The sequence below is a fragment of the Natrinema altunense genome, from assembly GCF_000731985.1.
GTDB lineage: Archaea > Halobacteriota > Halobacteria > Halobacteriales > Natrialbaceae > Natrinema > Natrinema altunense.
Map to the genome: position 1 here is coordinate 54,807 of NZ_JNCS01000004.1, position 26,179 is coordinate 80,985.

Below are 26,179 nucleotides of genomic sequence, written 5' to 3' on the forward strand. Positions count from 1 at the left end.
CGGTGGACCCGGGGCCGACCCGATCGGTCGTCCGCGGCGAACCCGTCCGACAGCGTCGTCGACTCGAGCGTCGGCGTCGAACGGAGTCGGAACCGCTAACTGACCGACCCACGGCAATGCAGGTAAGCGAATGCAACTTCCATCACAACAGGTCGCGGTCTTGGAGGCCGCACGTGCGGACGAGGCAACGTCCGTCGACGCCCTCGCCGCGGCGACCGACCTCCCGCCCGAAACCGTCACCGGGGCGGTCTTCGAACTCGAGACGGAGGGCCTGGTCGCCGTCAGCGAACGCGTCGACGAAACGGTCGCGCTCACCGACGAGGGGCGCGACTACGTCACCGAGGGACTGCCCGAGGTTCGGCTCTACGAGGCCGCGCTCGAGGCCGGTGCCGACGCCGACCCCGTTTCGATGGGGCGGGTCATCGGCGCGTCGGGGCTCGAAGGCGGCGCGGTCGACATCGCGCTCTCGAACTACGCGCGCAAGGGGTACGGCGTGATCGACAGCGGCGAGATTACGGCCGACCCCGACGCGGACCCGGACGCCGACGCGGAGGCGAACGCGCTCGCGGCGCTGGCCGACGCAGACGACGCCCCGGTCGACAGCGTCGACGTCGATTCGGAGACGCTCGCCTCCCTCGAGCGCCGGGGTCTCCTCGATCGGCACGAATCGACGGTCCGCGAGGCGACGCTCACCGAACGCGCCGTCACGGAGTTGATGGCAGGGATCGAGACCGCCGAGACGGTCGGCCAGGTCACGCCGGAACTGCTGACCAGTTGGGCGAAGCAAAGCTTCGCCGACCATTCGAGCGGCCAAGGGCCGCGAGAAGACGGCGAGTGGGAAGATGTCGAGTTCGCCGAGTACAACGTCGAGGCCGACGCCGAGCAGTTCGAGGGCGGCAACGTCCACATCCTGCGCCAGACCGCCGAGCGCGTCAAGGACACGCTCGTCGGGATGGGCTTCCAGGAGATGGACGGACCCCACGTCGACGCGGACTTCTGGATCAACGACTGCCTGTTCATGCCCCAGGACCATCCCGCTCGCACGCACTGGGACCGGTTCGCCCTCGAGAACCCCACGCACATCGACGACCTCCCCGCGGACCTCGTCGACCGCGTCGAGCGCGCCCACAAGGACGGCGTCGGCCCGGACGGCGAAGGCTACCACTCGCCGTGGGACGAGGACTTCGCCCGGGCGCTCGCGCTTCGGGGACACACCACCTCGCTGTCGACCCGCTACCTTTCGGGCGAGGAAGTCGGCGAGCTCGAGCCGCCACAGCGCTATTTCAGCGTCGAGAAGGTCTACCGCAACGATACGCTCGATCCGACCCACTTGCTCGAGTTCTTCCAGATCGAGGGCTGGGTGATGGCCGAGGACCTCTCGGTGCGCGATCTGATGGGGACCTTCGAGGAGTTCTACTCCCAGTTCGGGATCGAGGACATCCAGTTCAAACCCCACTACAACCCCTACACCGAGCCCAGCTTCGAGCTGTTCGGCACCCACCCGACGACGGGCGAACTCGTCGAGATCGGTAACTCGGGGATCTTCCGCGAGGAGATGCTCGAGCCGCTGGGGGTCGACTGTGACGTGATGGCCTGGGGCCTGGCGCTCGAGCGGCTGCTCATGCTGATGTACGGCTTCGAGGACATCCGGGACATCCACGGGACGCTGTGTGACCTGGAACTGCTGCGCAACACGGAGGTGACCTACTGATGCCCACGGTCGATATCGATCCCGACGAACTGCGCGACCTGACCGGTCACGACGAGAAGAGCGACGACGAGCTACAGGAAGACCTGTTCGGACTCGGCCTCGAGTTCGAGGGTCGCACCGAGGACGGCGCGTTCGAACTCGAGTTCGCACCGGATCGGCTCGATCGCCTCTCCGTCGAGGGCGTCGCCCGCTCGATGCGGTACCAGTACGGCGACGCGCGGGGCGTGCACGTTCCCTCGCCGAACTCGCCGGAGTGGACGATCGAAGTCGAGGAGTCGGTCCCCGACGAGCGCCCCTACGTCACCGGCGCAGTCGTCCGCGACGTCGATCTGGACGAGGAAGCCCTCGAGTCCCTCATTCAGCTTCAGGAGAAACTCCACGCGACGATGGGCCGCAAGCGCGCGAAGGGTGCGATCGGGATCCACGACCTGACGATGCTGAAGGGGACCGCCGCGACGGAAGGCAACCCGACGATCCAGTACGTCGGCGTCGAACCCGACGAGGACCGATTCGTTCCGCTCGACTCCGATCGGGAGATGACACCGGCCGACGTGCTCGCGGACCACCAGACGGGCCAGACCTACGCCGATCTGGTCAGTGAGTACGAGCGCTACCCGGCGATCTACGACGATCTCGGGCTGTTCTCGTTCCCGCCGGTGATCAACGGCCGGCGGACGGAGGTCTCGACGGACTCGAGGGACCTGTTCGTCGAGATGACGGGCACCGACCAGTGGACGATCGACAAGATGCTGAACATCGTCTGCTACGCGCTGTCCGCCCGCGGAGCCACGCTGGAGGAGGTGACGGTCGAGTACCCCGACCACGAACTCGTCCGGCCCGATCTCTCGATGAAGACGAAGACGGTCGCCCATGACCGCATCGAGACTATCCTCGGCATCGGGCTCGATCCCGACGACGTGATCGACCTGGCCGAGCGGTCGGGTCTCGAGGCCGAAAGAGAAGAGGGCGAGGACGGCGACCTCGTCTACGAGGTGACGATCCCGCCCTACCGCGTCGACGTGCTCCACCCCCTGGACGTCATCGACGACCTCGGGCGGGCCTACGGTTTCAACGAACTCGAGCCCCGGTATCCCGACGTGGGGACCGTCGGCGGCCGCCACGAGCGCTCCCGCCTCGAGAACGCCGCCCGCACCCAACTGGTCGGGCAGGGCTTCGAGGACCTGCTGAACTTCCACATGATCAGCGAGGAAGAGAACTACGACCGGCTCGACATCTCGCCCGGCGACGATATCTACGGGGCCGGCGAGCCGGCGACGATCAAGGAACCGTACAGCGAGGACTTCACCATGCTGCGGACGTGGGTGATGCCCTCGCTGTTGATGGTTCTCGAGCGGAACACCCACCGCTCGTACCCGCAGAACCTCGCCGAGATCGGCTTCGCGGCTGCGGTCGACGAGAGCGAAAACACCGGCGTCGCCGAGAGCCGCCACATCGGAGCCGTCCTCGCACACCACGAGGCCGGCTACGAGGACGCCAAGGCACGGCTCCAGGCGCTGGCCCGCAACTTCGACGTCGACCTCGAGACGCCGCCGACCGACCACCCGACCTTCATTCCGGGTCGAACCGCGGCGGTCGTCATCGACGGCGAGGAAGTCGGCGTGATCGGCGAGCTCCATCCGAAAGTACTCATCGAGCACGATCTCGAAGTGCCGGTGTCGGCCTTCGAGTTCGATCTCGAGGCGCTCAGATAGGGCCGCGAGGGATCGAACGCGGTTCTTCGGGGGTTACCGGATCTCGCCGTAGGTTCGGACGAGGTCGCCATCGCGATAGCGCCGCTGCTCGAACCCGAGGGCATTGCACACGAGCGTATGCCCCATAAACGAGAGGGAGTAGTCGGCCATGCCGAACGGATGCAGGACCGTCTGCTGTGCGGGCGGCAGAACCGAGCCGAGGACGTTGATCTCGGCGTCGCCCGCGGTGAGCGTCCCGACGCTGACGCCATCGTCGGTCGTTCCGGCGGCGCGACCGCCGGCAGCGTCGAACGCGTCGCCGTCGACGATCGTCGCCGGCTGGTCGGCGCCGGTGGTGTACCCGAGTTGCGGCCCTTTCCACAGTTCCTGTTGTCGCGGGCGGATGCCATCGAGCAGCGGGTGCTCGAAATCCCTGTCTTCGAGGGTCGCGAACCGGACCGTGACGGTCTCGAGGTCGGCGGGATCGATCGCCGCCGCGTCCCCGACGTCGAGCGCACCGAGGAGGTGGACGCCCGTATCGGTCAGGACGAGGTCGCCGCCGGCCGCGACGAACGATTCGATCGCCGCGATATACCGCGGGTTGTCGAGACCCACGTCGTGAGAGACGACCAGTTTGTCGTAGTGGCGCTTGCCGGAGTTCCCGCGAAGCAATCGACCGTTACAGACGTCGCGAACCCGGAACGCGTCCATGTCGCCGTCCTCGAGGTGGTCGGAGAGATCGGCGAAGAACTGCATCGGGTTGACCGTGTACTCGCGTTGCTCGTACCCGAGTACCGCTCGCGGATCGGGATACTCGTCGTCGGTGTCCAGAACGGTCATCTCCACCTCGATGTCGGCGTCGCTTTCGACTTCGACGTCCCACCGGCCGGCGTCGGGTCGATGGCGGAACCAGCCCTCGAAGTCGTGGGGCCGGGGCGTCGGGTCGTCAGGGTCGGCCTTCGCCGCGAGGTCGATTTCGTGAACGGTCGTTCCGTCGGGATCGGTGATACGGATGTAACCGTCGCTCGCAGCCCCGAGGCCGGTAAACCGGACCGACAGCGAGTGCGACGAGTCGGTCGTCTCGGTGCCGACGGTCCCGCGGTCGGCCGGTCCGGATCGGACGACCTCGTGACGGCTGTGGACCTCGGTCGCGCGGCCCCGACCGGGTCCGCGACCCTTGCCCGGGTGTTGATCGGTGTACGGCAGATCGGTGGACGAACGCGTGAGTTCGTCCGTCGTCACGTATGCGGTGTCCTGACCGCCGGTCGCGACGGTGGCATCGGTCTCCGCCGCGGTCATCTCGGCGTACTCGCGCATCGAGATCCGGTAGGCGGTGACCAGATGGCGTTCGATGTAGGGTTTCCACTCGATCCGGGCGTCGGGAGTGTGGTTGGCGAAGATGATCTCGGGAACGACGGTGATCGCTCCGAGCCCGCCGTACTCCGTCGGTTGGCCGGCCCACCCCAGAAGCGAGCCGGTCACCTGATAGGCGAGGGAATCGTAAACCGTGCCGTAATCGAACAAGCCGTCAGGAACGTAATCCGAGGCACCGTACTGCTCCTCGCAGGCGCGTTCGATGTCGTCCGCGATCGCCTCGACGCCGCCCCAGTGGGCCGCCATCCCTTCGCCGATGCGGATGTTGGCCTCGTCGAGATCGTGGGTTCCGTCGTGATCAAGCGGGGCGTTCGTCTCGAGGTTGAACACCATGTGCTCGGCGGCGTACATCCCGTGGTAGTCACAGAGGTACGTCACGTTCTCGTACTCCCGAAGGTGATCGACGACCGCCAACGAATCCGGGACGACATCGTCGTAGTCGTCGGGTGCGCCGTCGGGTTCGGCGGGCCAGAACGCCGGATCGACCCAGCCCATCGTCGGGTACTGCCGATTGGTGTCGACGTCGGCCGCGTTCCCGCGCCGGAAGTTGAGCCGGGTCTCCCCTCGCGGAATGTCGAACTCGGGCTCGCGCGCCACCCACCCGTCGGGGTTCGTGAACACGAAGACGAACGCGATATCGTCGAGCAGGTCCTCGAAACCGTCGGCCTCGCCCCGAGCGAGGTCCTCGAGGAGTCGGGCACCGGTCTCGACGCCCGCGCGTTCGTCGCCGTGGATCGAGAGGGAGTAGACCACTGTCTCCTTGTCGGCGAACGACGCCGCGTCCCGGACGTCGTTCGTGACATCGACGACGTAGATGTCCTGTGGGACGGGGTCCGTTCCGGTGTACCGGTTCGGCCAGCCCGGCGACTCTTCGAGGGTGTGGACGCGCACGCGGTCGGGACAGGTCGCCTCGAGATGGGCGATCCCCCGACCGACCTCGGGGTAGGAGACGAACGATCGGGCCTCCTCGACCGGCGGGAAGACGCCGTCGACGTACGGGGCCTCGAGTTTCCACCACGGGTTCGCGCCGGGTGAGACGTCCAGTCGCTCGACGCCATCGATTTCGAGGACGGCCGTCACCTCGTCGGCGGTGAGATGCGCATGCGCCGCCGGCGTCGGTGACGCTCGAGTGACCACCTTCGGTGGTCGGGACAGGTCGGGATCGGGGGTTTCCTCGTAGTCGGCCGCGAACGCCTCGAGTGCGGCTCGGTCGGCGAATTCGATGACGGTCGCCGCCTCGTACCCCTCGGGGGTGTGATTGACGACGAACTCGAGCTCGTCGGTCATCGGTTCGCCGCGGACATCCGCGGTGGCGGAGCCGGGGAGCGCGAGCGCGGCACCCGTTGTCGCGGAGAGCGAAAGGAACGTTCGTCGATCGATGGGGCTGTCGGCGAACGCGTCGTCGAAACCGCGGTCGGCAGCATCGTCGGTCGGACGGTCAGCGGGTTGTCGTGGTCGTGTATGGTGAGGGCCGTTTGACATTGCCGATCATGGGGAGGTTCCCCGGACACGGACCACAATAGTACGAAATAAATAACGTAACGAACGAGAGAATGTCTCTGAGAGACGTAGATTTATGTGCTCGGGGACCATCGGCGGCCGCTGTTCGGAGCCAGCGGAGCGAGGACTGCTGGCCCACAGCTGCCGAAAAGCCCGTAAGATCGTACCCGGCGGTAGTGGGACAGTGGGAGACCGGTCGGGACGTAAGAGCGGACGCCCGGACGATTAGAACTCGTGTTCGACGTCGTCTTCGTCGGCCTTCTGAATGATTATTTTCCCGTCCCGGACCCGGACGAAGACCTCGTCGCCGATATCCATGCCCGCGACCTCGAGTTCGTCCTCGTGGAGGTTGAGGTGGACGTTGTGGTAATTCCCGTCGTCGTCTTTCGCACCGCTTGGACTCAGCTTCTTTTTCCGTACCATCGCGGGATTCTATTCCGAACTTCGCCGTAGGATATACTTAAGTGTTTTCGACGCCCGAACGACTGACCGCGGGACGGACTCGTCGGCGCGACAATCGCGGGACGGCGACGAGCGGGGGGCGCGAATAATGCAAGGAACTCGCGTCGGCGATACACTTAAATATACCGCCGCAGTCGGTCGATTTGCGGGGATATCTTTATCACTGATCGTGTGCTGACTTGACACGGAGGCGAAAATCATGGTACGCGAAGACGGGAAACGAAACTTTGCACTGCGCGAATCGGGCGGTGACGAGTCGAGCGTCTTCTCGGGCAACACGCCCCGACAGGCGGCGCTCAAGGCAGCCCGACGGCTCGAGCCCGGCTCGAGCGAGGACGAGGCGGAACGGGTCGAACTGAAACTCCGCGAGAAGGGAACCGACAAGGTTCACATCTACGATGGCTGGGCGTGGGAGGAGACGGCTCCCGACGACAAGCCCGACTGGATGCCCGGCGAGATCACGGAGGCGAACGTCTCGAAGAAAGGCATCGAGCACCTCGACGAGTAAGTCGTCAATCCGACAGCTTTCTCCGGCACGAGCCCGTCCGTGAGCAGTGCCTTCGCCCGTCTCGAGTGTCGAAATCGGGCGGCCGACGGCGAAGCCGGCGAGAGGAGTCCCGTCTCGGTCGGTGTCCGATAACAGCACGTTCGTTCGATGACTAGACGGAATAATATTGGACGGATTTGTTGGGACACTGCCCAAGAGGTGGAAAGACGCTAATAATCAGATTTATACGACAGTCGGCGGTCGAGTCGGGTACGGATGTGGATGAGCGTCGAAGGAATCCGGAATTTAGGTTTAGTAGTCAGAAGTAGTTCGGACATCAACCGAACAAGTGAATCAATATATCCGATCATAGAGTGGCATAGACAACGGGATCAGGCCGGCATCTCCGCAGGTGAGGTGCCATGATTCCGATGACGAAATGGCGGACGCTCGTACTGGCGACGATCGGATTCAACTTCTCGTTTCTGATCTGGTTTTCCTTCGCTCCCTTCACGGGACCGATGGCCGAGGAATTCGGCCTCTCGGTGACCGAAATCGGAATCCTGGCGAGCGCAGCGATCTGGCTCGCGCCGTTCGGGCGGATCTTGACCGGTTGGCTCTCCGATCGCTGGGGCGCGCCGACGGTATTCGCCATCGTCCTGGCCTACGTCGGCGTGTTCTCGATCGCGTCGGCGTTCGCCCGATCGTACGCGGTCTTCTTCGTCGAGCGCCTGATCGTCGCGACGGCAGGGATCACCTTCGTTATCGGCATCCAGCACGTCTCGGAGTGGTTCGACGAGGAGGAACTGGGCACTGCCGAGGGGATCTACGCCGGCGTCGGCAACGCCGGTGCCGCCGGCGGAGCGCTCATCCTCCCCCGCGTGTTCACCGACGGGTGGAGCGGCCCGCTCTTCGAGAGCAACTGGCGGGCCGCCTTCTTCTACACCGGGATCGTCTCGATCCTGCTGGCGATCGTCTACTACACCGTCGGCGAGGCGGCCAAGACCGAGCAACGCCGTCGGGCGACCGCCGAGAGCGCGACGCTCAGGCAGTGGCTTCACACCGCGACCCGGTACGGAACCGTGGTGCTCGCGCTGGCGTACGTGATGAGTTTCGGCCTCGAGTTGTCGATGAACGGCTGGCTGGCGACCTACTACCGCGAGGGGTTCAACACGGACAATCTCGTGCTCGCGAGCACGTTCGCCGCGACGTTCTCCGTCGCTGCTGGCCTGTTGCGGCCGATCGGCGGCTACGTCAGCGACCTGCTCGCTCGCAGGGAAACGAACATCCTGCCGATCTTCACGGGCCGGTACCGCGAGCAGTGGACGTTCGTCTCGCTGTGTTTCATCGTCGTCGCGATGGTCGGAATGACGCTGGCCGGACTGACCGGGCAAGTACTGCTGGCCGTCGCCGCCGGCTTCGTCGTCGGGATGGGCTGTGCGTTCGCCGAGGGGGCCATCTTCGCTCAGGTGCCGGCCATGTTCCCCGACAGTTCGGGCAGCGTCGCCGGGGTCGTCGGCGGCGTCGGGACCGTCGGCGGGATCGTCTACCCGCTGGTGTACGCCGCGCCGGTGATGCCGACCCTCCACACCGGCTACGCCGTCGTCGCGGCCACGATGCTCCCCATCGTCGCGCTGTGCGCGTGGGTCTTCCAACCCCACGTCGCCGCTCGAGCGACCGACGACGGCTTCGTCGCGGCGAGCGAGAAGCCGCCCCGCACACCGAGCGACGACTGACCCCGCTTGCGCACCGACCAGACACGCGAGCGAAATTTCGCGGTACCCGACGGTCTTTTGACCCGTTCGCCCCTATCGGCGGGTAATGGCTGCAGTTACGCTCGGCCCCGAAGGGACCTATTCGCACAGAGCCGCGAGTGCGATCGCCGACGACGACGAGATCGACTTCCGACAGTCGGTCACGACGATCGTCGACGCCGTCGCGAGCGGGGAGTACGACCGCGGCGTGATTCCGATCGAAAACAGTATCGAGGGCTCCGTAACGGAGAGTTTGGACGCCGTCGCCGACTACGACGTCGCCGTCGTCCGCGAAATCGTCACCCCGATCAGACACGCCTTGCTCGCACAGGGGCCGGCGTTCGACACCGTCGCCAGCCACTCCCAGGCCCTCGCCCAGTGTCGGACCTACCTCGAGCGCGAGTATCCCGCCGCCACTCTAGAGGCCGTCGCGAGCACGGCACAGGGCGTCGAGTTCGCCCGCGACGATCCGTCGGTGGCGGGCATCGGCCATCCGGCCAACGCGGGGGACGGGATCGAGGTGTTGGCCGAGGACATTCAGGATCAGGACTCGAACGCGACGCGGTTCTTCGCGCTCGCGCCGGCCGAGCAGCGCTCGAAAGGCGGCGGCAAGACCTCGCTGGTGGTCTACCCGAACGCGAACTACCCCGGCCTGTTGCTCGAGTTGCTCGAACCGTTCGCGGATCGCGACATCAACCTGACCCGCGTCGAGTCGCGGCCGAGCGGCCAGCGACTGGGCGACTACGTCTTCCACGTCGACTTCGAAGCCGGGCTCTACGAGTCCCGAACGAGCGACGCGATCGCGGATCTCGAGGCCCTCGCCGAGAACGGTTGGGTCCGGCGGCTGGGGTCGTACGATACCGAACACGTGGTCGAGTAAGCGCTTCGGGACGGCCCTCGAGCCACGGCCTGGGAGCGGCTTCGACGGCGCGACAGTCCGGGTGCGAGAATCGAACTACGCGTCTCAGCCTGCACAGGCTGAAGGATGACCACTACCCCAACCCGGACACGGGCACGGCGCACTCGAAGCGACCACGACCGACTCCTAATGTGCTGGGAGCGTCCTCACGAGCTGTGAATCACGGGAAAATACTTGGCGGGGGCCGAAACGGGGCGGCAACCGACGGCACGCGATCGGTGGCGAGCGGGTCGCTTCCGGACCACAAACGGTTTTGCCGCGTCACCCGGTACCACGAGTATGCCACTCGCTGCAGGCGACGACGCGCCGACCGTGACCGCACCGAACCAGGACGGCGAGGCGGTCACCCTCGCGTTCGAGGAGCCGACGGTACTGTACTTCTATCCGAAAGACGATACCCCCGGCTGTACGATCGAAGCGACCCAGTTCCAGCGCGAGCGCGAGACCTATCGGGACGCCGGCGTCGACGTCTACGGCGTCTCGACCGACGACGTGGAGTCCCACCGGTCGTTCTGTGACGCCGAAGGCCTCGAGTTCGACCTGCTCGCGGACCCCGACGCGGAGATCGCCGAGGCCTTCGACGTCGAACTGCGTGACGGCGTGACCGTGCGGACCACGTTTTTGCTGGCGGACGGCGAGGTCGCGGCCGTTTACGAGGGCGTCGACCCGGACGGACACGCTCGCGATATCCTGCTCGACGCGCTCGACGACGGCCTCGTGACCCTGCCCGAGTAGCCGCTCCTTCTGTCGTCGCCCCGCGGGCAGAATTTATCCCCGTCGGGCACCTACTGCGACGCATGCGAGGCAACCCGTTCGACGAAATCGAAGCAATGCTCGACCGCGTCAGCCGCCAGGTCGAAGAGGGAATGACCGCCGGCGGGCTGCAGGTACCGGGCTCGGTTCCGGTCGACGTCGCCGACACGGACGAGGAGTACGTCGTCACGGCCGACCTGCCCGGCTACGAGACCGACGATATCGAGTTGACCCTCTCGGACGGCACGCTCCGACTCGAGGCCGATCGGATGGACGACGACCTCACCGCCGAGGGGACGTATCTCCGACGCGAGCGGACCAAAACGTCGGCGAGTCGTCGGATTCGACTGCCGGAGCCGGTCGAGGAGGAGTCGGTGGCCGCCGGATTCGAAAACGGCGTGCTGACGGTACGACTGCCGAAAGTCGCGGGCGGCGAGGACTCGAAGCGGATCGATATCGAGTAGTCGTCGCGTCCCGCCCGCTCGAGACCGATCCCGGGAGACTTCTGCTAGCGGTCGCGAAGCGGCCGGACGGGTCACCGCTCGAGCACGGCGTCGGAACGACAATCGCGAGCCCGCGCCGATGTGGACCCGCACCGGAGATCAGTCGGGCGATTATTGTATTCGGATGATAACTGTCCGGTCATGGTCCAAGTGTTCGCACTCGTCGTCGCCGGGGCCTTTCTCCTGTTCGGGGGCATCGTGCTGTCTCGAGCCGGCGAGCTCGACGATCGCGAGGAGACGATCGGCGAACTCGCGTCGGCGGCGAACGAACGGATCGAACCGGGCGACGAGACGACGATCAGCGGCCGGGTCCGCGTCTCCGACCCGGCGACACCGACGCGGACCGGTCCCGATTCGGACGGGAACGAGTCGGCCGCGCTCTGGGCGTGGCGGGTCCGCCGGAAGCGGCCCTCGGCGAACGGCAGCCAGTGGCGGACCGCCGAGGCCGAGCTTGCGGTCGGCGAGTTCGCCGTCGATCACAGTTGGGATCGCGTCCGCGTGGACGCGGCGACGCTGGCGCTCGACGCGGACGACGACCCCTTCGACTCGTCGGCGCTGTTTCTCGGCGATCCGGCGACGGAGTCCTACCTCGGCGACCTCGGCCCGATCAATCGCTTCCTCGAGCGGACGGGGTTGGCGGACGAGGACGGGCTCGTCAGCGACCTCGAGTTCAACGTGAGCGTCGGCGGAAAGACCACCATGCCCGACAAGTATCAGGCAACCGTCGTCCGCGACGGCGACGAAGTGGTCGTTCGGGGCGAACTGACCGAGACGGCTGACGGCTACGTCCTCCGGGGCACCGAGGAGACGCCGCTCGTCATCGCGACCGGCACCCTCGAGACCCAACGGGAGCAGGTGCGCTCGGAGATCAGGGTCCAGCAGGCCGCGGGTGGGATACTCGTCGGTCTCGGCCTGCTCGTTGCGGTCCTCGCCGTCCTTTAACGACGTGTCTCGAGTCGAGCGGGCTAGTACCAGGCGCCGCCCGACGAGACGTTGATATCCTGGCCCGTGACGTGTCGCGACTCGGCGCTCGCGAGGTGGACGGCCAGATCGGCGACCTCCGCGGGCGGCACCAGGTCGTCGAGCATGAGGCTCTCGCGGACCTCCCCTTCGACCGCGTCGACGGGAACGCCCGCCTCCTCGGCCTGCCGTTCGAAGACGCTCCGGATGCGATCGCCCTCGACCGGGCCGGGACAGATCGCGTTGACGGTCACCCCGTCGGCGCCGAACTCGGCGGCCAGTGCGCGCGTGACTCCGATCAATCCCATCTTCGAGGCGGCGTAGGGAGTTCGGTTGGCGTACGGCCGCTTGCCGCCGATCGAAGCGATGTTGACGACGCTCCCCTGTGCCGACTCGCGGAGGTGGGGAGCCGCCGCCCGCGTGACGCGAGCGACGCCGACGACGTTGACATCGAGGGTCTCGAGCCACTCGTCGTCGCTCGTCTCCTCGAGCGGCGCGGTGGGGCCGGCGATTCCGGCGTTGTTCACGAGACAGTCCAGCCCGCCGAACGCGTCGACCGCCGCGTCGACGGCGTCTTCGACCGACTCGGGATCGGTCACGTCCGTCTCGACCGCCAGCGTTCGATCGGGAGCGTCGATCAGTTCCGCGGTCTCGTATATGCCGTCGCTCCTCGCCGCGAGGACGACGGTCGCACCCTCGTCGGCGAACGCGACGGCGATTTCGCGACCCAGACCCTGACTCGCTCCCGTGACTAAGACAGTGTCGTCTGCTATCATAGCACCTGATGAATCGGGTCGAAGATAAAACCACCTGCTATCGGACGGAAGTTAGGTAGAATTTTCCAAGGACTCATTGCTTATTTTTTCATACCTTGTCGTGTCAACAGAGCCACCAGAAGAAAACGTAGTCTGAGAAACGATCGATACCGTTCCTCCTCCATCTACCTCAGCCGCTAACGTACCAGACTGTTGGTTAGAGCCATCCCATTCTCTATTCCACTTGTCAACTATATCATCAATGATCAACAGGACTGTCGTTTTCTTTGGTTTCAAATCCATATGTTCAGGACATCTGATGTCAATAGTTGTGTGTATATTGGCGTGTGAATTTTTTAGTACGACATCTGGGACGAATATTGTCTGTGAAACGTCGCTTGAGATTCCGTTCCATACTGAACTCGATTTAATGTGGCGGTGAGTCGTCTTGACTTGCTTGTTTTTTCCTGACATACTACAACCGCTGAATCCAAGAACGGAACTGCATCCTATCGTGGTCAAAAAGCCACGTCGGTCCATACAGTATAGAGACTACCAGCGAAATAAATATCTTTTGACACTATAGGGTCGCAGTTTAGAATCCGAACAACGTCACTCGTCGCCGTTCAGCGGCGGTCTGAACGGCGAACTGACGACGGTTCAGTGGACTCACCGTTGCTGTGCGCTCGAGCACACGCCAAGTGTGCGATCGGTACGGAGGGCTGTCGTCCCATTGATGCGAATGCTGCTGGAACCGGTTCGTGCGCACCCGGTTCGAGCGTTCTCGTCAGCCGAGTCCAATACCAGGGTGACTTATGTGATTCACTTTGAAACGTTACGGCGATGCACTTCATCGTCGTCGGGGCAGGGAACGTCGGCAGCCTGCTAGTGGATATTGCATCACGCTCTCGAAACGACGTGGTGGTCGTCGAGCACGACGTGACGAGAGCGAACGACGTCGCGAACGAGTACGATTGTCTGGTCCTCAACGAGGACGCGACGAGGGAGGAGACGCTCAAAGAGGCGGGCGCTGCTCGGGCCGATGCGCTCATCTCGACGCTCGAACTGGACGCAACGAACCTGTTCGTCTGTCTGCTCGCAACCGAACTCGGGATTCCGACCGTCGTGTCCGTTCTGCACCAACCCGAACACCGGGAACTGTTCCGCAAGATGGGCGTCAACGCGGTCAAAAGTCCCGACCAACTCGCCGCCGAATCGCTCTACCGGACGGCACGACAGCCCGCGATCATCGACTACATGCCCGTCGAAGACGATGCGGAAGTCTTCGAGATCGATGTCGCCGACGCGGCACCGATCGCCGGACAGACCCTCGAGGAAGCCAGATCGGGCGGCTTGATTCCCGGCGACGTGCTCGTCGTCGCCGTCGTCCCCGAGGACGGCAGCGGGCCACGGATCGCTCGGCCGACGACCGAAATCGGGGCTGGAGACCGGCTCACCGTCTACTCCGGGCGCGGGACCGATCCGGCGGTGACGGATCTCTTCGGGTTCTTCGACGATTACCGATGAGAACCACAGTGGCACCGATCGGACGCGATCTCGGGTGGATGCTACGGGTTCTCGGGGGGCTGGTCCTGGTGTCGATCCTCGTTCCGCTCGTCTGGGGGGAGTACTACGCGATTCCCGGCCTCGTCGTGTCGGGGGTGATACCGGTAACGATCGGGTGGGTGCTCTCGACGGCGTTCGCCGATGCCGCCCCGCCGGACAAACTCCACGGCATGATGATCGCCGCCATCGGCTGGCTCGCCATCGCGGCGTTCGGCTCGCTGCCCTTTCTCACGACCGCCTGGGTCGTGACGGTCGCACCCGCCGGGCTCGAGACTCCGCCTCCAACGGAGAGCATCGACGCACTCGCGAGTCCGCTGAACGCGCTCTTCGAGAGTATGAGCGGGTTCACCGGGACGGGATTGACCATGACCACAGACGAGAGTTCGCTTCCCCGGACGCTACAATGGTGGCGGAGTATAATCGAATGGGTCGGTGGCGTTGGTGTGATCGTGCTGACGACGGCGATCCTCGCCCGTCCGGGGAGCGGGTCGTTGACGGTGTACGAAAGCGAAGCGCGCTCACAGAAGATTCACCCGAGTATCGTCTCGACCGTCCGCACCATCTGGTGGATCTTCCTGCTTTTCACGTCGATCGCGATCCTGTCGCTCTGGCTGGCCGGAATGCCGCCGTGGCAGGCGATCAATCACGGCATGACGGGTATTTCGACCGGCGGGTTCTCGGTCATCGACGGCTCGATCGGCGCATACGACAGCGTCGTCATCGAAGCCGTCTTGCTCCCGATCATGATCGCTGGCGGCATTGCGTTCCCGATCCACTACCTCGTCCTCCAGGGTGATCTGCGGGGGCTGTATACGGACGTGCAGACGCGATGGTTGGCCGCGGTTCTCCTGCTCGGATCGGGGGCGCTCTGGCTGTCGGTCTCGACGGCGTACGATTCGGTCACGGAAGCGCTCCGATACGGCGTCTTCCAGTTCGTCTCAGCAGTGACCGCCGCGGGTTTCCAGACGGCGACCGACCCGACGCCCCTCTCGCTGGGGGACTGGCCGACGAGTGCGCTTCTCACGCTGGTCTTCGCGATGGTCGTCGGTGCCGCCGCCGGCTCTACCGCGGGCGGCATCAAACTCATTCGATTGATAATGCTGGTGAAGGGCATCCGGTTTCGCGTCTCCTACGTCTTCTACCCCGACAGTACCGTCCATCGGTTTCGGATCGACGACCGCGTCCTCGACGAGGAAGACGGCCCTCGAGAGTTCGGAGAAGCGGCGATCATCGCGCTTCTCTGGTTCGTCTTCCTGGCGGTGAGCGTGTTCGTCCTCTTAGCGACGCTCCCGAGTGGAGCCTATCCGCTGGAACAGATCCTCTTCGAAATCGCCAGTGCACAGGGGAACATCGGTCTCTCGACCGGGATCACCGGCCCCCACTCGCTGCCGACGGCTGGCAAGGTCGCGTTCATCCTGAACATGTGGATCGGGCGACTCGAGATCATTCCCATTCTCGTAACGCTTCGCGCACTCTTTTGGCGGGGTGGCATCTACGAATGAGCCGGCGCCGCTACCGCAGTCGGCTCCTCACGTGGATCGTAAACGCGGGACCGAGCGATACGGTTTTGAACCTCTATCTGGTTCTCGGACCGCTCCTGATCGTGCTCGTCACTGTCGTCGGCAGAACCGCAGCGACGACGATCATCGTTGCGGGCTACGTCGTCGGATTCGTCGGCTACACGATCTACAACGCCCTCACGACGACGGGACGCCCCGACTGGATACGACATCCATAACCCGTGTTGGATCGGGGGACGAGCCACGTCGGCGGCGATCGACCGGCCGCGTGAGACGTCGCGACGACGGCCCGTGGGTCGGCGTCATCGATGGGGTTACACGCCGGTTAGGCTCCGAGTAGCGCTTTGAGCCGCGCGGTACCGGTCGCGTCGGACGTGACACCGCGATCCCACAGGACCAACGCCGGCGGCAGGGCGACGATGGATGCGGCAAACGAGTAGAACACGCTCAACGCGATCAGGAGCCCGAAGTCACCGAGCACGGGCGTGATCGCGAGCATCAGCGCACCCGTTCCGATCGATGTCGTGAGCATACTGCCGGTGAGCGCACCGCCGGTACTCGACAGCGTCGTCGTAAGCGCCGATACCGCCTCCGGGTGGGCAGTGTATTCGTCGACGAACCGGTGCATAAAGTGGACCGCGTAATCGACGCCGAGTCCGATGGCGAACGAGAGGAGCAGCCCCGTGACGGCGTTGAGCGGCATATCGAGCAGCCGCATCGTGCCGAGCAGACACGACACGGCGATCAGGATCGGAAACACGTTGATGAGACCGATCCACGGCTTCCCCTCGAGAACGCCGTACACGATCACGAGAAAGACCGTCGAGAGCACGAGTGCGAGTACCATCCCCTGAATCGATGAGTCGAACAGACTGTTGGTGATCGCATTGTAAATGAGGGGGGTGCCCGTCGCGGTTGCAGTGTACCGGAAGGAGTCGGCGTGATCGGCTCCGTCCGCTGCGATTTCGTCGATCGTGGCGTCCGATTCGATGGTGTACTCGACCTGGGCCGCTCGTCGGTCGGGAGTCAGGTACCGTTCCGCCGATGGCCCTGCCGGCGACGCGAACAACTCGTCGTAGATCCGGTCGAGATTGCTGTCGGGAATGCCGTTCCCGTCCCGGTCGTTACGGGCGACCAGCGCAGCGAACTCGGGGTCCGCGTCGGCATGGGACCGAATCACGGAGACGATACTCCGTGATTCCGCCCGTCCGTTCGGCCCGACGGCGAGCGTCTCCGGGGGATCATCGTCAGGGGCCGCCAGTGCCTCGAGCGCGTGGTCCTCCTCGAACGGCCCCTCGACGTACATCGTTATCGACTGATCCTGATCGGCCGCGAACCGCCCCTCGAGCAGGTTGAGCGTCTCCGTGGCGGTGTACTCGCCCGGGGCGAACGGTTCCGGGACGTAATCGACGTACCACGCCTCCTCTTCGGGCGGGAGGAAGTCCTCCTCCTCGAACGTGGTTTCGACGCCGGTACCGTACGCACCCATCCCGGCCCCGAAGAGTAAGAGGAGAACGACCATGATGACCGGAGCGCGCTTGCCGACCGTCGCGGAGACGGCCAGCAGCCGACCGAGCGAGGATTCCTCGGAGGCGATCGGGGTCGAGTTGAACTCCCGGACGTCGTGTCGGTCCCGGAAGCGGTCGGCCTGCAGCTTCATCGCGGGCAAACACCCGCTGAAGATGACGAACGTAAAGACGATCCCGGCGGAAGCCACAAGACCCATCTCCCGCATCGGCTCGAGGTCGGCGAAGACGTTCGCTCCGAAGCCGAAGACCGCGGTGGCGGTCACGATGAAAAAGGCGGCCGATAGCTGGCTCGTCGCGGTACGCATCGCGGGAACCGTGTCGTCACCCCGGAGCTTTTCCTCGCGATAGCGGTTGATGATGTGGATCCCGAAGTCGACGCCGACGGCCAACAACAGGACGGGAACGATGATCATCTCCTGCCCGAACGGTATCCCGACGTAGCCGAGGAACCCGAACGTCCAGACCATCGTCATCAGCAACGCGATCAGACCGAGTAGCAGATCGAAGGGGTCCCGGTAGGCGACGGCAAGGAAGCCCAAAAGCAGCGCCACGACGACGGGCATGACCATCACGAACGAATCGCTGATGACGTCTTCGAGTTCGGAGTCGACGATACCGCTACCGAACGCGCGGATATCGGCCGGTTCGTCGGCCGCCATCGTATCGATCGTCGTCAGGATACCTTCCATGTCCTCGTCGTCGAACTCGGATGGCACGTCGTGGGAGATCACCGTTATCGACGCCGATGCCGACGCCTGATCGCGGTTGAAGTCCTCCGAGACCAGCCTCGAGAACGCCCGCCTCGAGCCGACTTCGCGGACCGCCTGCCGAAGTTCGGTGTCCGTCGCCCGTTCGACGGCCCGGCGCTGTTCGGCCGGCGTGTCCGCACCGGGCTCGAGCGCCTGCGCGACCATCGTCGCGGGGCCGTTCGCGGACTGCATTCTGAGCGTCGGCCGATCGTCGATTCGCTCGAGCAGGCGGAGAACGTGGAGGAGTTCCTCGCGCGTGAGGACATCGGTGCCGTCATGGACGAGTCGCGTCGTCTCACCCTCGGCCGTAAACGGTCCCTCGAAGTCCGCTTCGACGGCGTCTTGCGCTTCTTTGACTGCGAGGCCGTCGGAATATCGCTCGCGGAGATCGGTCTCCGTTTCGACCAGCGGGATTCCGGCGGCGAACAACGCGGTCAAGAGTAGAAAACAGATAACGATTACACGCGGGCGGGAGACGATGAGGGCGGTCGACTGCGTGATCGCCTCGTCGATCCAGTGTCCGACCCTAGTCATGGGGACGAGTTGAGCGTCGATCGATCGACGGCACTGTCTCGCTCTCGGGTTCGGGTCTCGAGCGCCGTGCCAGCGGTCGCGGGTCCCGACGTGATCGAACCGCCACAGCCCGCCACGAACCGGCACCCCGCGCTACCTGCGGGCCGTCGTCCGGCGACGGCAACGTGACTACGTGGCGACGGCATCGGCACGATGACGCTACGCGGCGGTTGGACGTTCCGTCACCCCCCGTTCACTCGTCCGTTCGAGCCCGAACGAGCGGCGACGCCAGTGTTGGCACCTGTCCGATCGGATCGTCATGCGTGGTATATGAAATTATTATATCAAAATACTTTCGCAGATATCGGACTGAATGGGAATTTGAGAAAGGCTGAAGCACGTTCGGGCCCGGTTTTGCTGGACTAAAATAACACTCTTTGCTAGTTGAATATCATTTTAATACGCGCTCGAGCAACTGCCACAACACGGGCACGGTGCGATCGGTACGGCCGAACGGACACCGCTGACAAGGGGATCGAGGCACCGGCACGAGCGCGGCGACGCGGCATCGGCGAAGGGGACTACTCGCCGCGCTCGAGGACGCGATAGTAGCCACTGCAAGTCAGTGCACACCTGACCGCATGACGACGTTGCGGGCAGTGTGTCAATCGGTTCAGTGGCGACTATATCGCCGACCGACGGACAGCCGTCTCGAAGCTGCCATCGCCGGTCCGGGCAAAGCGAGCTAGTGTATGGAAAGGTATAGGGTGGCGTCCCGTTCTAGAGGTATATAAGCAAATGAGCGACGCGGGATACGACCACGCGACGGTCGAACGGCGCTGGCAAGAGGCGTGGGACGAGGCGGACGTCTTTCGGACGCCCGACAACGTCGAGGACCCGACGTACGTCCTCGGAATGTACCCGTATCCGTCCGGGAAGCTCCATATGGGCCACGTCCGTAACTACACGATCACGGACGCATACGCTCGCTACCGGCGGATGCGGGGCGACGACGTCCTCCACCCGATGGGGTGGGACGCGTTCGGGCTCCCCGCGGAAAACGCGGCCAAGGAGCGCGACACGAACCCCCGCGACTGGACGCTCGACTGCATCGATACGATGCGCGACCAGATGACCGCGATGGGCTTTGGCTACGACTGGGATCGGGAGATCACCACCTGTACGCCGGAGTACTACCAGTGGAACCAGTGGCTGTTCTCCCGGTTCCACGAGGAGGGGCTGGTCGAGCGCCGCGACGCCGAAGTCAACTGGTGTCCCCACTGCGAGACCGTCCTCGCCGACGAGCAGGTCGAGGGCGAGGCCGAACTCTGCTGGCGCTGTGATACGCCCGTCGAGCAGCGCGAGCTCGAGCAGTGGTTCCTGCAGATCACCGAGTACGCCGACGAGTTGCTCGAGGCGATCGACGACCTGGAGGGGTGGCCCAACTCGGTGCGACAGATGCAGCGCAACTGGATCGGCCGCCAGTACGGGACGGAACTCGAGTTTCACGTCGAGGACCACGGCCCGGTCGAGGCCTTTACGACCCGCGTCGACACGATCCACGGGGCGACCTTCTTCGCGCTCGCGCCGGACCACCCGATCAGCGAGGCATTGGCCGAGGAAGACGACGAGATTCGTCGGTTCATCGACCACGAAGCCGATCCCGACGGCGACGAACCCAACGGCGTCGAAACCGGCCTGACCGCCACGAACCCCGCTACCGGCGAGGAGATCCCGGTCTACGTCGCGGACTTCGTCCTCTCGGACGTCGGGACGGGTGCACTGATGGCCGTGCCGGCCCACGACGAGCGCGACCACGCCTTCGCCGAAAAGATGGGGATCGATGTCCGGCCGGTCATCGCCCCCGAACCCGACGGCGACGAGGACCCGACCGCGCCCGACGTGAGCGAGGCGGCCTACACCGAGGACGGCGTTCTGATCGACGCCGGCGAGTACAGCGGGCTGGACAGCGAAACCGCCCGCGAACGGCTGACCGAGGACATCGACAGCGCCGAGGAGGCCACGCAGTATCAACTGCGCGACTGGGGAATCTCCCGGCAGCGCTACTGGGGAACGCCGATCCCGGTCGTCCACTGTGACGACTGTGGCCCCGTGATGGTCCCGGACGAGGAGCTGCCGGTCGAACTTCCCGAGTTCATCAACACGACCGGGAACCCGCTGGACGCCGCCGAGGAGTGGCAACGGACCACGTGCCCGGAGTGTGGGGCCGACGCGACCCGCGAAACCGACACGATGGACACCTTCGTCGACTCCTCGTGGTACTTCCTGCGGTACGTCTCGCCGGCCCTCGAGGACGCCCCCTACGACCGCGAGCGTGCCAACGACTGGATGCCGGTTGACCAGTACGTCGGCGGCATCGAGCACGCCGTGATGCACCTGCTCTATTCCCGGTTCTTCACGAAGGTGCTGGCCGACAACGAGGGACTCGAGCACCGCGAGCCGTTCACGAACCTGCTGGCACAGGGGATGGTCCAGTTGGAAGGCGAGAAGATGTCCAAATCCAAGGGGAACGTCGTCTCACCCCAGCGGATCGTCGAGGAGTACGGCGCGGACACCGCACGCCTGTTCATGATGCAGGCCGCCCAGCCCGAACGCGACTTCGACTGGAGCGAAGAAGGCGTCCAGTCGACGTACGCCTTCCTCGAGCGACTGAAAGGGATGGTCGAAAGCTACGTCGACGAGCAACCGGACGGTGACGCGGACGCCGTCGCGAGCTACGTCGACGCGGAGATCGAGGCGACGATCGCCATCGCGAGCGAGGAGTACGAGGCCCTGACGTTCAACAAGGCGCTGCGGGAAACGCAGGACCTCGTGCGAACGCTGCGCCAATACGCCGACTACACCGAGCCCCACGCCGAGACCTACGAGCGCGGACTGTCGGCCGTGGTCCGCCTGCTCTCGCCGGTCGCGCCCCACATCGCGGAGGAGTTGTACGACGAACTGGGCAGCGACGGGTTCGTCGCCGAGGCCGCGTGGCCGACCGCCGAGGTCGACCGCGACTACGTCGACAAGCGCCGCCGACTGGTCGAGAACACCCGCGAAGACATCCGCGACATCGTCGACGTCGCCGGGATCGAGGACCCCACCGGGATCGACGTGGTCGTCGCGCCCGAGTGGAAGTACGACGCCTTAGAGATCGCGATCGAGAGCGACGCGGAGAACCTGATCGGCGAACTCATGCAGGAGAGTCACATCCGCGAACGGGGCGACGCCGCGGCCGATTACGGACAGGACCTGCAGGCCGAGCGCGAGGCGCTGTCGATGTCGCTCGAGTCGGACGACGAGTACGCGGCCCTCGAGTCCGCGGCGTGGCTGATCGAGCGCGAGTTCGACGCCCCCGTGCGCGTCGTTCGCGCCGCCGAGGCCGACGAGGACGTGCTCGCGAACGCCGAGCCCGGACGGCCCGCGATCGAAATCGACGACTGACAGCGCGCCGACCGAACCGCCATCGGAACCGACAGCAAGCGATCCGATTTATACCCCGGCTCGTGGTAGGGTCGTGACAGCACCGGGTAGCGTCGAGAATGAACGCACACCGTACGGCTCCCGTCCGACGGCCGGTCGTGGATGGGGCGTCGTCGACCGCGCCACACATCACGTCGATGACGTGGCGTGACGGGCTGTTCACCCACTGGCCGGTCGACCCCGACGCGCTTCGTCCGCACGTCCCCGGTCAGTTGACGCTCGAGACGCGGGACGGCCGCGCCTGGCTGAGCGTGCTCCCGTTCGTGCTCACGAACGTGGGGCTTCGCGGCATCCCGTCGATCACGCGGCTGGCCTTCGGCGAACTCAACGTTCGGACCGACGTCAGACATCGGGGCCATCCGGGCCTGTTCTTCTTCAGTATCGACGTCGGAAACTCGTTCGTCGCGGCGACCGTCGGCCGGGCGGCGAGATTGCCCGTCTACCGCGCCCGGATGCGGATCGGGGCCACCGAAGCCAACCACGTGGCATTCCACAGCGAACGACAAGCGGGTGAGACGGCGCACGACGGTCTCCCCCGGTTCGACGCGACCTACCGCCCCGACGGCGAGGTCTTCACCGCCGACCCCAGCACGCTCACACACTGGCTTACCGCGCGCCGACGGTTCTACGCTCCGGACGCCGACACCGTCCTGACCGGCGAAATCGCACACGACCCGTGGCCGCTCCAGCCGGCTACGGTGACGATTCACGAGAACACGATGCGTTCGGCCAACGGCCTGCCGACGCCGACCGGCGACCCGCTCGTCCACTACGCGGACGAACTATCGATGACCGGTTCGGTGCCGCGGCGACTCGAACACTGACCGCGCCTCGACGGGAAGCCACAACCACCCGTACGGGGCCGTCGGCGGGCCGTCGAAACGCCGAGACGGTCCCGTGTCGCGTCTCGAACGCGAGCGCCACGGACCTGTCCCGTGTGGACGCGTATCGTTAGGTTTGTTAACTATGATGTGAAACAATATCTCCACACAGTATCGATGTCAATGACACGCACAGGAACGACCGGCAACGACCGGAATTCGTTCATTTACGTCGTCGCGGCGTTGGCCGCGCTCAACGGGCTACTGTTCGGGTTCGACACCGGCGTCATCTCCGGCGCGATGTTGTACATTCGAAACACGTTCGAACTGGCGACCGTCTTCGGCTATTCGATGAACGCCTCGCTGATCGAGGGGATCATCGTCAGCGGGGCGATGATCGGTGCGATCATCGGGGCGGCACTGGGCGGCCGCCTCGCGGATCGACTCGGTCGACGGCGACTCATCCTCGTGGGTGCCGTCGTCTTCTTCGTCGGGTCGCTTATCATGGCGATCGCGCCGACCGTGGAGATACTGATCGTCGGTCGAATCGTCGACGGGATCGGCGTCGGGTTCGCCTCGGTCGTCGGTCCGCTGTACATCTCCGAGATCTCACCGCCGAAGATCCGTGGGTCGTTGGTCTCGCTCAACCAACTGACGATCACCAGCGGCATCCTCATCGCCTACCTCGTGAACTTCGCGTTCTCCGCCAGCGGCGAGTGGCGCTGGATGCTCGGCCTCGGCATGGTCCCCGCCGCGGTCCTGTTCGTCGGCATGCTGTTCATGCCCGAGAGCCCCCGCTGGCTCTACGAACACGGCCGCGAAAGCGACGCTCGCGAGGTGCTCGCCAGTACCCGCGTCGAGACCCAGGTCGAGGACGAACTGCGCGAGATCAAGGAGACGATCCACACCGAGTCCGGGACGCTCCGCGACCTCTTCGAGCCGTGGGTGCGACCGATGCTGATCGTCGGCGTCGGCCTGGCGGCGTTCCAGCAGGTGACCGGCATCAACACGGTCATGTACTACGCGCCGACGATCCTCGAGTCGACCGGCTTCGCGGACACCGCCTCGATCCTGGCGACCGTCGGTATCGGCGTCGTCAACGTCGTCATGACCGTCGTTGCGGTGCTGTTGATCGACCGTACGGGCCGCCGTCCGTTGTTGCTCCTGGGACTGGCCGGGATGAGCGTCATGCTCGCCGTCCTGGGAGTCGCGTTCTACCTGCCCGGTCTCTCGGGCGCGATCGGCTGGATCGCGACCGGGAGCCTGATGTTGTACGTCGCGTTCTTCGCGATCGGACTGGGGCCGGTCTTCTGGCTGCTGATCTCCGAGATTTATCCGACGGAGATCCGCGGGACGGCGATGGGCGTCGTCACCGTCGTCAACTGGGCCGGCAACCTGCTCGTGTCCCTGACCTTCCTGCGACTGATCGACGTGGTCGGACAGACGGGGACGTTCTGGCTGTACGGCGCACTCTCGGTGCTCGCATTGCTCTTCTGTTATCGGCTCGTGCCCGAGACCAAAGGGCGGTCGCTCGAGGCGATCGAGGCCGATCTCCGCGAGACGGCGTTCGGAGCCGAGGCCGGCGAACGCCCGCAGGCGACGGAAACGGACGACTGACGCTCGAGAACGGCGTTCCGATCGAAAAAATAGCGATCACGTCGGCCGGTCGACGGCCGGCGAGTCGACGTCTACTGGTCGGTATCGATCAGTCCGAAGTCGGTGCCGGCACCGTCCTCGCGGGCGGTCTCGTAGACGACCCGCGCGGCTGCGACGTCCTGAATCGCGAGCCCGGTCGAATCGAAGACCGTAACGCCCGTCTCCTCGGTCCGTCCCGCCTTCGAGCCGACGACGAGTTCGCCGATTTCGCCGTGGATGTCGTCGTCGGTCAACACGCCCTCGTGGTAGGGAACGTTGATCTCGCCCGAGTGGGTACACTGCTCGTGGTCGTCGATGACGATCCGCGCCGCGTCCAGCAGTTCGTCGTGCAGTTCGTGTTTCCCCTCGGCGTCGGCCCCCATCGCGTTGATGTGTGTGTGCTCGCCGACATCTGAGAGTCCCACGATCGGATCCTCGACCGGCGTCACGGTCGAACACACGTCACAGTGACCGGCTTCGGAAATCGAGCCACTGCGGATGTCGAAGCGGTCCTCGTAGGTCTCGACGAATCGCTGTACGCGCTCCTCGTCGGGGTCCGAAACGACGACTTCCTCGATCGGTCGAATCTCGCTGATCGCCTCGAGTTGCGTGTACGACTGGACGCCGGCCCCGACGAGTCCGAGACTCGAGGCGTCCTCGACGGCGAGGTAGTCGGTGGCGACGGCGGCCGCCGCACCGGTTCGTTTCATCGTCAGCGCCGTCCCATCCATGATGGCAAGCGGGAGCGCGGTCTCGGGATCGGAGTAGATCATCGTCCCCAGTACCGTCGGGAGATCGTGATCCGCGGGGTTGTCCGGATGGACGTTGACCCACTTCAGGCCGGCCGCGTCCCAGTCGCCCGTATCGAGGTAGGCGGGCATCGATCGGAAGTCACCGTTGTACTGCGGGAGATCGATGTAGGATTTCGCGGGCATCTGTGTGGTGCCGCGCTCGAACGCACCGAAGGCCTGTTCGATCGCATCGATGACGGCGGACAGTCGTGCGTACTCGTTGACATCATCGCTATCCAACAGAAGCGTAGTCATACTCGCGGCTATTGCGGGCTACTACTTAGTTTATCGTGGTTCAACGGGTGTATGCGGTATGAGAGCAATATGTACACTAATCAACACTAATGAGCAGTGGCAATCGACCCCACGGACCAGGGTACCGGCACGTCGAGTACAGATGTCGCGTCCAATGCCAGCCGACGGGCCACTCGAGGGCCGCGCCGCGTTCGAGCGACCTCCCGCTCGGCTACCCGTCCGCGGCCCCGCCGAAGGCACTGCCGACGGGTCGTGTCGGAGCGGCGGCGTTCGTCATTCGCAACTATTATCGTGAAAATACATGAACGTTTCGGGACGGCCGGTCACGAGCGGTCACCCGTCGAGAGGGCGATCGCAGCGGCTCGAGGATCGGATTCGGAAGCGAGACCAAACGGCAAACGAAGCTGGGCCGACTCGAACCGGCGGAACGAGCGGGCTGACAGCC

The 26,179-nt window shown here is 64.9% G+C and carries 20 protein-coding genes; 14 read left to right on the forward strand and 6 right to left on the reverse strand.

What is annotated here, in order from left to right:
* Positions 1–130: 130 nt before the first annotated feature.
* Both pheS and pheT read left to right on the forward strand, forming a co-directional pair.
* On the forward strand, positions 131–1,711 hold the full coding sequence (pheS, locus tag ALTAJ2_RS09290; RefSeq protein ID WP_007109824.1) for a phenylalanine--tRNA ligase subunit alpha: 1,581 nt from the start codon (positions 131–133) through the stop codon (positions 1,709–1,711).
* Complete coding sequence (gene pheT / locus ALTAJ2_RS09295; protein ID WP_007109825.1) at positions 1,711–3,423, forward strand: phenylalanine--tRNA ligase subunit beta; 1,713 nt, start codon at positions 1,711–1,713, stop codon at positions 3,421–3,423. The genes pheS and pheT overlap by 1 nt, the downstream gene beginning before the upstream one ends.
* A 33-nt stretch (positions 3,424–3,456) precedes the next feature.
* On the opposite strand, the gene ALTAJ2_RS09300 is transcribed toward pheT, so the two are convergent.
* On the reverse strand, positions 3,457–6,258 hold the full coding sequence (locus ALTAJ2_RS09300; protein WP_007109826.1) for a M14 family zinc carboxypeptidase: 2,802 nt from the start codon (positions 6,256–6,258) through the stop codon (positions 3,457–3,459).
* Positions 6,259–6,501: 243 nt separating this feature from the next.
* Entirely contained in the window at positions 6,502–6,699 is a 198-nt protein-coding gene (locus tag ALTAJ2_RS09305; protein ID WP_006185211.1) for a SymE family type I addiction module toxin, read from the reverse strand.
* Between the two features lie 238 nt (positions 6,700–6,937).
* Here ALTAJ2_RS09305 and ALTAJ2_RS09310 point away from each other — a divergent pair, with 238 nt between their 5' ends.
* From ALTAJ2_RS09310 to ALTAJ2_RS09335, 6 genes are all read left to right on the forward strand, one after another.
* On the forward strand, positions 6,938–7,246 hold the full coding sequence (locus tag ALTAJ2_RS09310) for a non-histone chromosomal MC1 family protein (protein ID WP_006185210.1): 309 nt from the start codon (positions 6,938–6,940) through the stop codon (positions 7,244–7,246).
* Between the two features lie 410 nt (positions 7,247–7,656).
* Positions 7,657–8,961 (forward strand): MFS transporter, encoded by a 1,305-nt coding sequence (locus ALTAJ2_RS09315; protein WP_193365031.1) that lies wholly within the window; start codon positions 7,657–7,659, stop codon positions 8,959–8,961.
* Between the two features lie 85 nt (positions 8,962–9,046).
* Complete coding sequence (gene pheA / locus ALTAJ2_RS09320; protein ID WP_007109828.1) at positions 9,047–9,859, forward strand: prephenate dehydratase; 813 nt, start codon at positions 9,047–9,049, stop codon at positions 9,857–9,859.
* Positions 9,860–10,177: 318 nt separating this feature from the next.
* A complete protein-coding gene (locus ALTAJ2_RS09325) occupies positions 10,178–10,633 on the forward strand; it encodes a peroxiredoxin (protein ID WP_007109829.1) in 456 nt (151 codons plus the stop codon).
* A gap of 62 nt (positions 10,634–10,695) precedes the next feature.
* Positions 10,696–11,115 carry an Hsp20/alpha crystallin family protein gene (locus ALTAJ2_RS09330; RefSeq protein WP_007109830.1) on the forward strand — a complete coding sequence of 140 codons (420 nt, stop codon included), beginning with the start codon at positions 10,696–10,698 and terminating at the stop codon, positions 11,113–11,115.
* A 180-nt stretch (positions 11,116–11,295) separates the two neighbouring features.
* A complete protein-coding gene (locus ALTAJ2_RS09335) occupies positions 11,296–12,096 on the forward strand; it encodes a hypothetical protein (RefSeq protein WP_007109831.1) in 801 nt (266 codons plus the stop codon).
* Positions 12,097–12,119: 23 nt separating this feature from the next.
* On the opposite strand, the gene ALTAJ2_RS09340 is transcribed toward ALTAJ2_RS09335, so the two are convergent.
* Both ALTAJ2_RS09340 and ALTAJ2_RS19150 read right to left on the reverse strand, forming a co-directional pair.
* Positions 12,120–12,890: an SDR family NAD(P)-dependent oxidoreductase gene (locus ALTAJ2_RS09340; RefSeq protein WP_007109832.1), complete on the reverse strand. Its 771-nt coding sequence runs from the start codon at positions 12,888–12,890 to the stop codon at positions 12,120–12,122.
* Between the two features lie 51 nt (positions 12,891–12,941).
* Complete coding sequence (locus tag ALTAJ2_RS19150) at positions 12,942–13,409, reverse strand: hypothetical protein (RefSeq protein WP_144240231.1); 468 nt, start codon at positions 13,407–13,409, stop codon at positions 12,942–12,944.
* 303 nt (positions 13,410–13,712) lie between these two features.
* Here ALTAJ2_RS19150 and ALTAJ2_RS09345 point away from each other — a divergent pair, with 303 nt between their 5' ends.
* Genes ALTAJ2_RS09345 through ALTAJ2_RS09355 form a run of 3 tightly spaced genes read left to right on the forward strand, consistent with a single transcriptional unit; the run spans position 13,713 to position 16,173 of the window.
* A complete protein-coding gene (locus tag ALTAJ2_RS09345; RefSeq protein ID WP_081603376.1) occupies positions 13,713–14,396 on the forward strand; it encodes a potassium channel family protein in 684 nt (227 codons plus the stop codon).
* Complete coding sequence (locus tag ALTAJ2_RS09350; protein ID WP_049900574.1) at positions 14,393–15,937, forward strand: TrkH family potassium uptake protein; 1,545 nt, start codon at positions 14,393–14,395, stop codon at positions 15,935–15,937. Before ALTAJ2_RS09345 ends, ALTAJ2_RS09350 begins: the two co-directional genes overlap by 4 nt.
* The gene (locus ALTAJ2_RS09355; RefSeq protein ID WP_050031456.1) at positions 15,934–16,173 is read left to right on the forward strand and encodes a hypothetical protein; all 240 of its coding nucleotides are present in this window, start codon (positions 15,934–15,936) and stop codon (positions 16,171–16,173) included. Before ALTAJ2_RS09350 ends, ALTAJ2_RS09355 begins: the two co-directional genes overlap by 4 nt.
* A 107-nt stretch (positions 16,174–16,280) precedes the next feature.
* Here the strand turns inward: ALTAJ2_RS09355 and ALTAJ2_RS09360 are convergent, their stop codons facing one another.
* The gene (locus ALTAJ2_RS09360; RefSeq protein ID WP_007109835.1) at positions 16,281–18,767 is read right to left on the reverse strand and encodes an efflux RND transporter permease subunit; all 2,487 of its coding nucleotides are present in this window, start codon (positions 18,765–18,767) and stop codon (positions 16,281–16,283) included.
* Positions 18,768–19,544: 777 nt separating this feature from the next.
* On the opposite strand from ALTAJ2_RS09360, the gene leuS reads away from it, so the two are divergent.
* The 3 genes from leuS to ALTAJ2_RS09375 all read left to right on the forward strand — a co-directional run bounded on the left by leuS (position 19,545) and on the right by ALTAJ2_RS09375 (position 24,670).
* Positions 19,545–22,193, forward strand: a complete 2,649-nt coding sequence (leuS, locus tag ALTAJ2_RS09365; RefSeq protein WP_007109836.1) for a leucine--tRNA ligase — start codon at positions 19,545–19,547, stop codon at positions 22,191–22,193.
* 98 nt (positions 22,194–22,291) lie between these two features.
* On the forward strand, positions 22,292–23,056 hold the full coding sequence (locus ALTAJ2_RS09370; protein ID WP_007109837.1) for a YqjF family protein: 765 nt from the start codon (positions 22,292–22,294) through the stop codon (positions 23,054–23,056).
* 174 nt (positions 23,057–23,230) lie between these two features.
* Positions 23,231–24,670 carry a sugar porter family MFS transporter gene (locus ALTAJ2_RS09375; RefSeq protein WP_050031457.1) on the forward strand — a complete coding sequence of 480 codons (1,440 nt, stop codon included), beginning with the start codon at positions 23,231–23,233 and terminating at the stop codon, positions 24,668–24,670.
* Between the two features lie 71 nt (positions 24,671–24,741).
* On the opposite strand, the gene ALTAJ2_RS09380 is transcribed toward ALTAJ2_RS09375, so the two are convergent.
* Entirely contained in the window at positions 24,742–25,734 is a 993-nt protein-coding gene (locus tag ALTAJ2_RS09380) for an alanine dehydrogenase (protein ID WP_007109839.1), read from the reverse strand.
* Between the last annotated feature and the right edge of the window lie 445 nt (positions 25,735–26,179).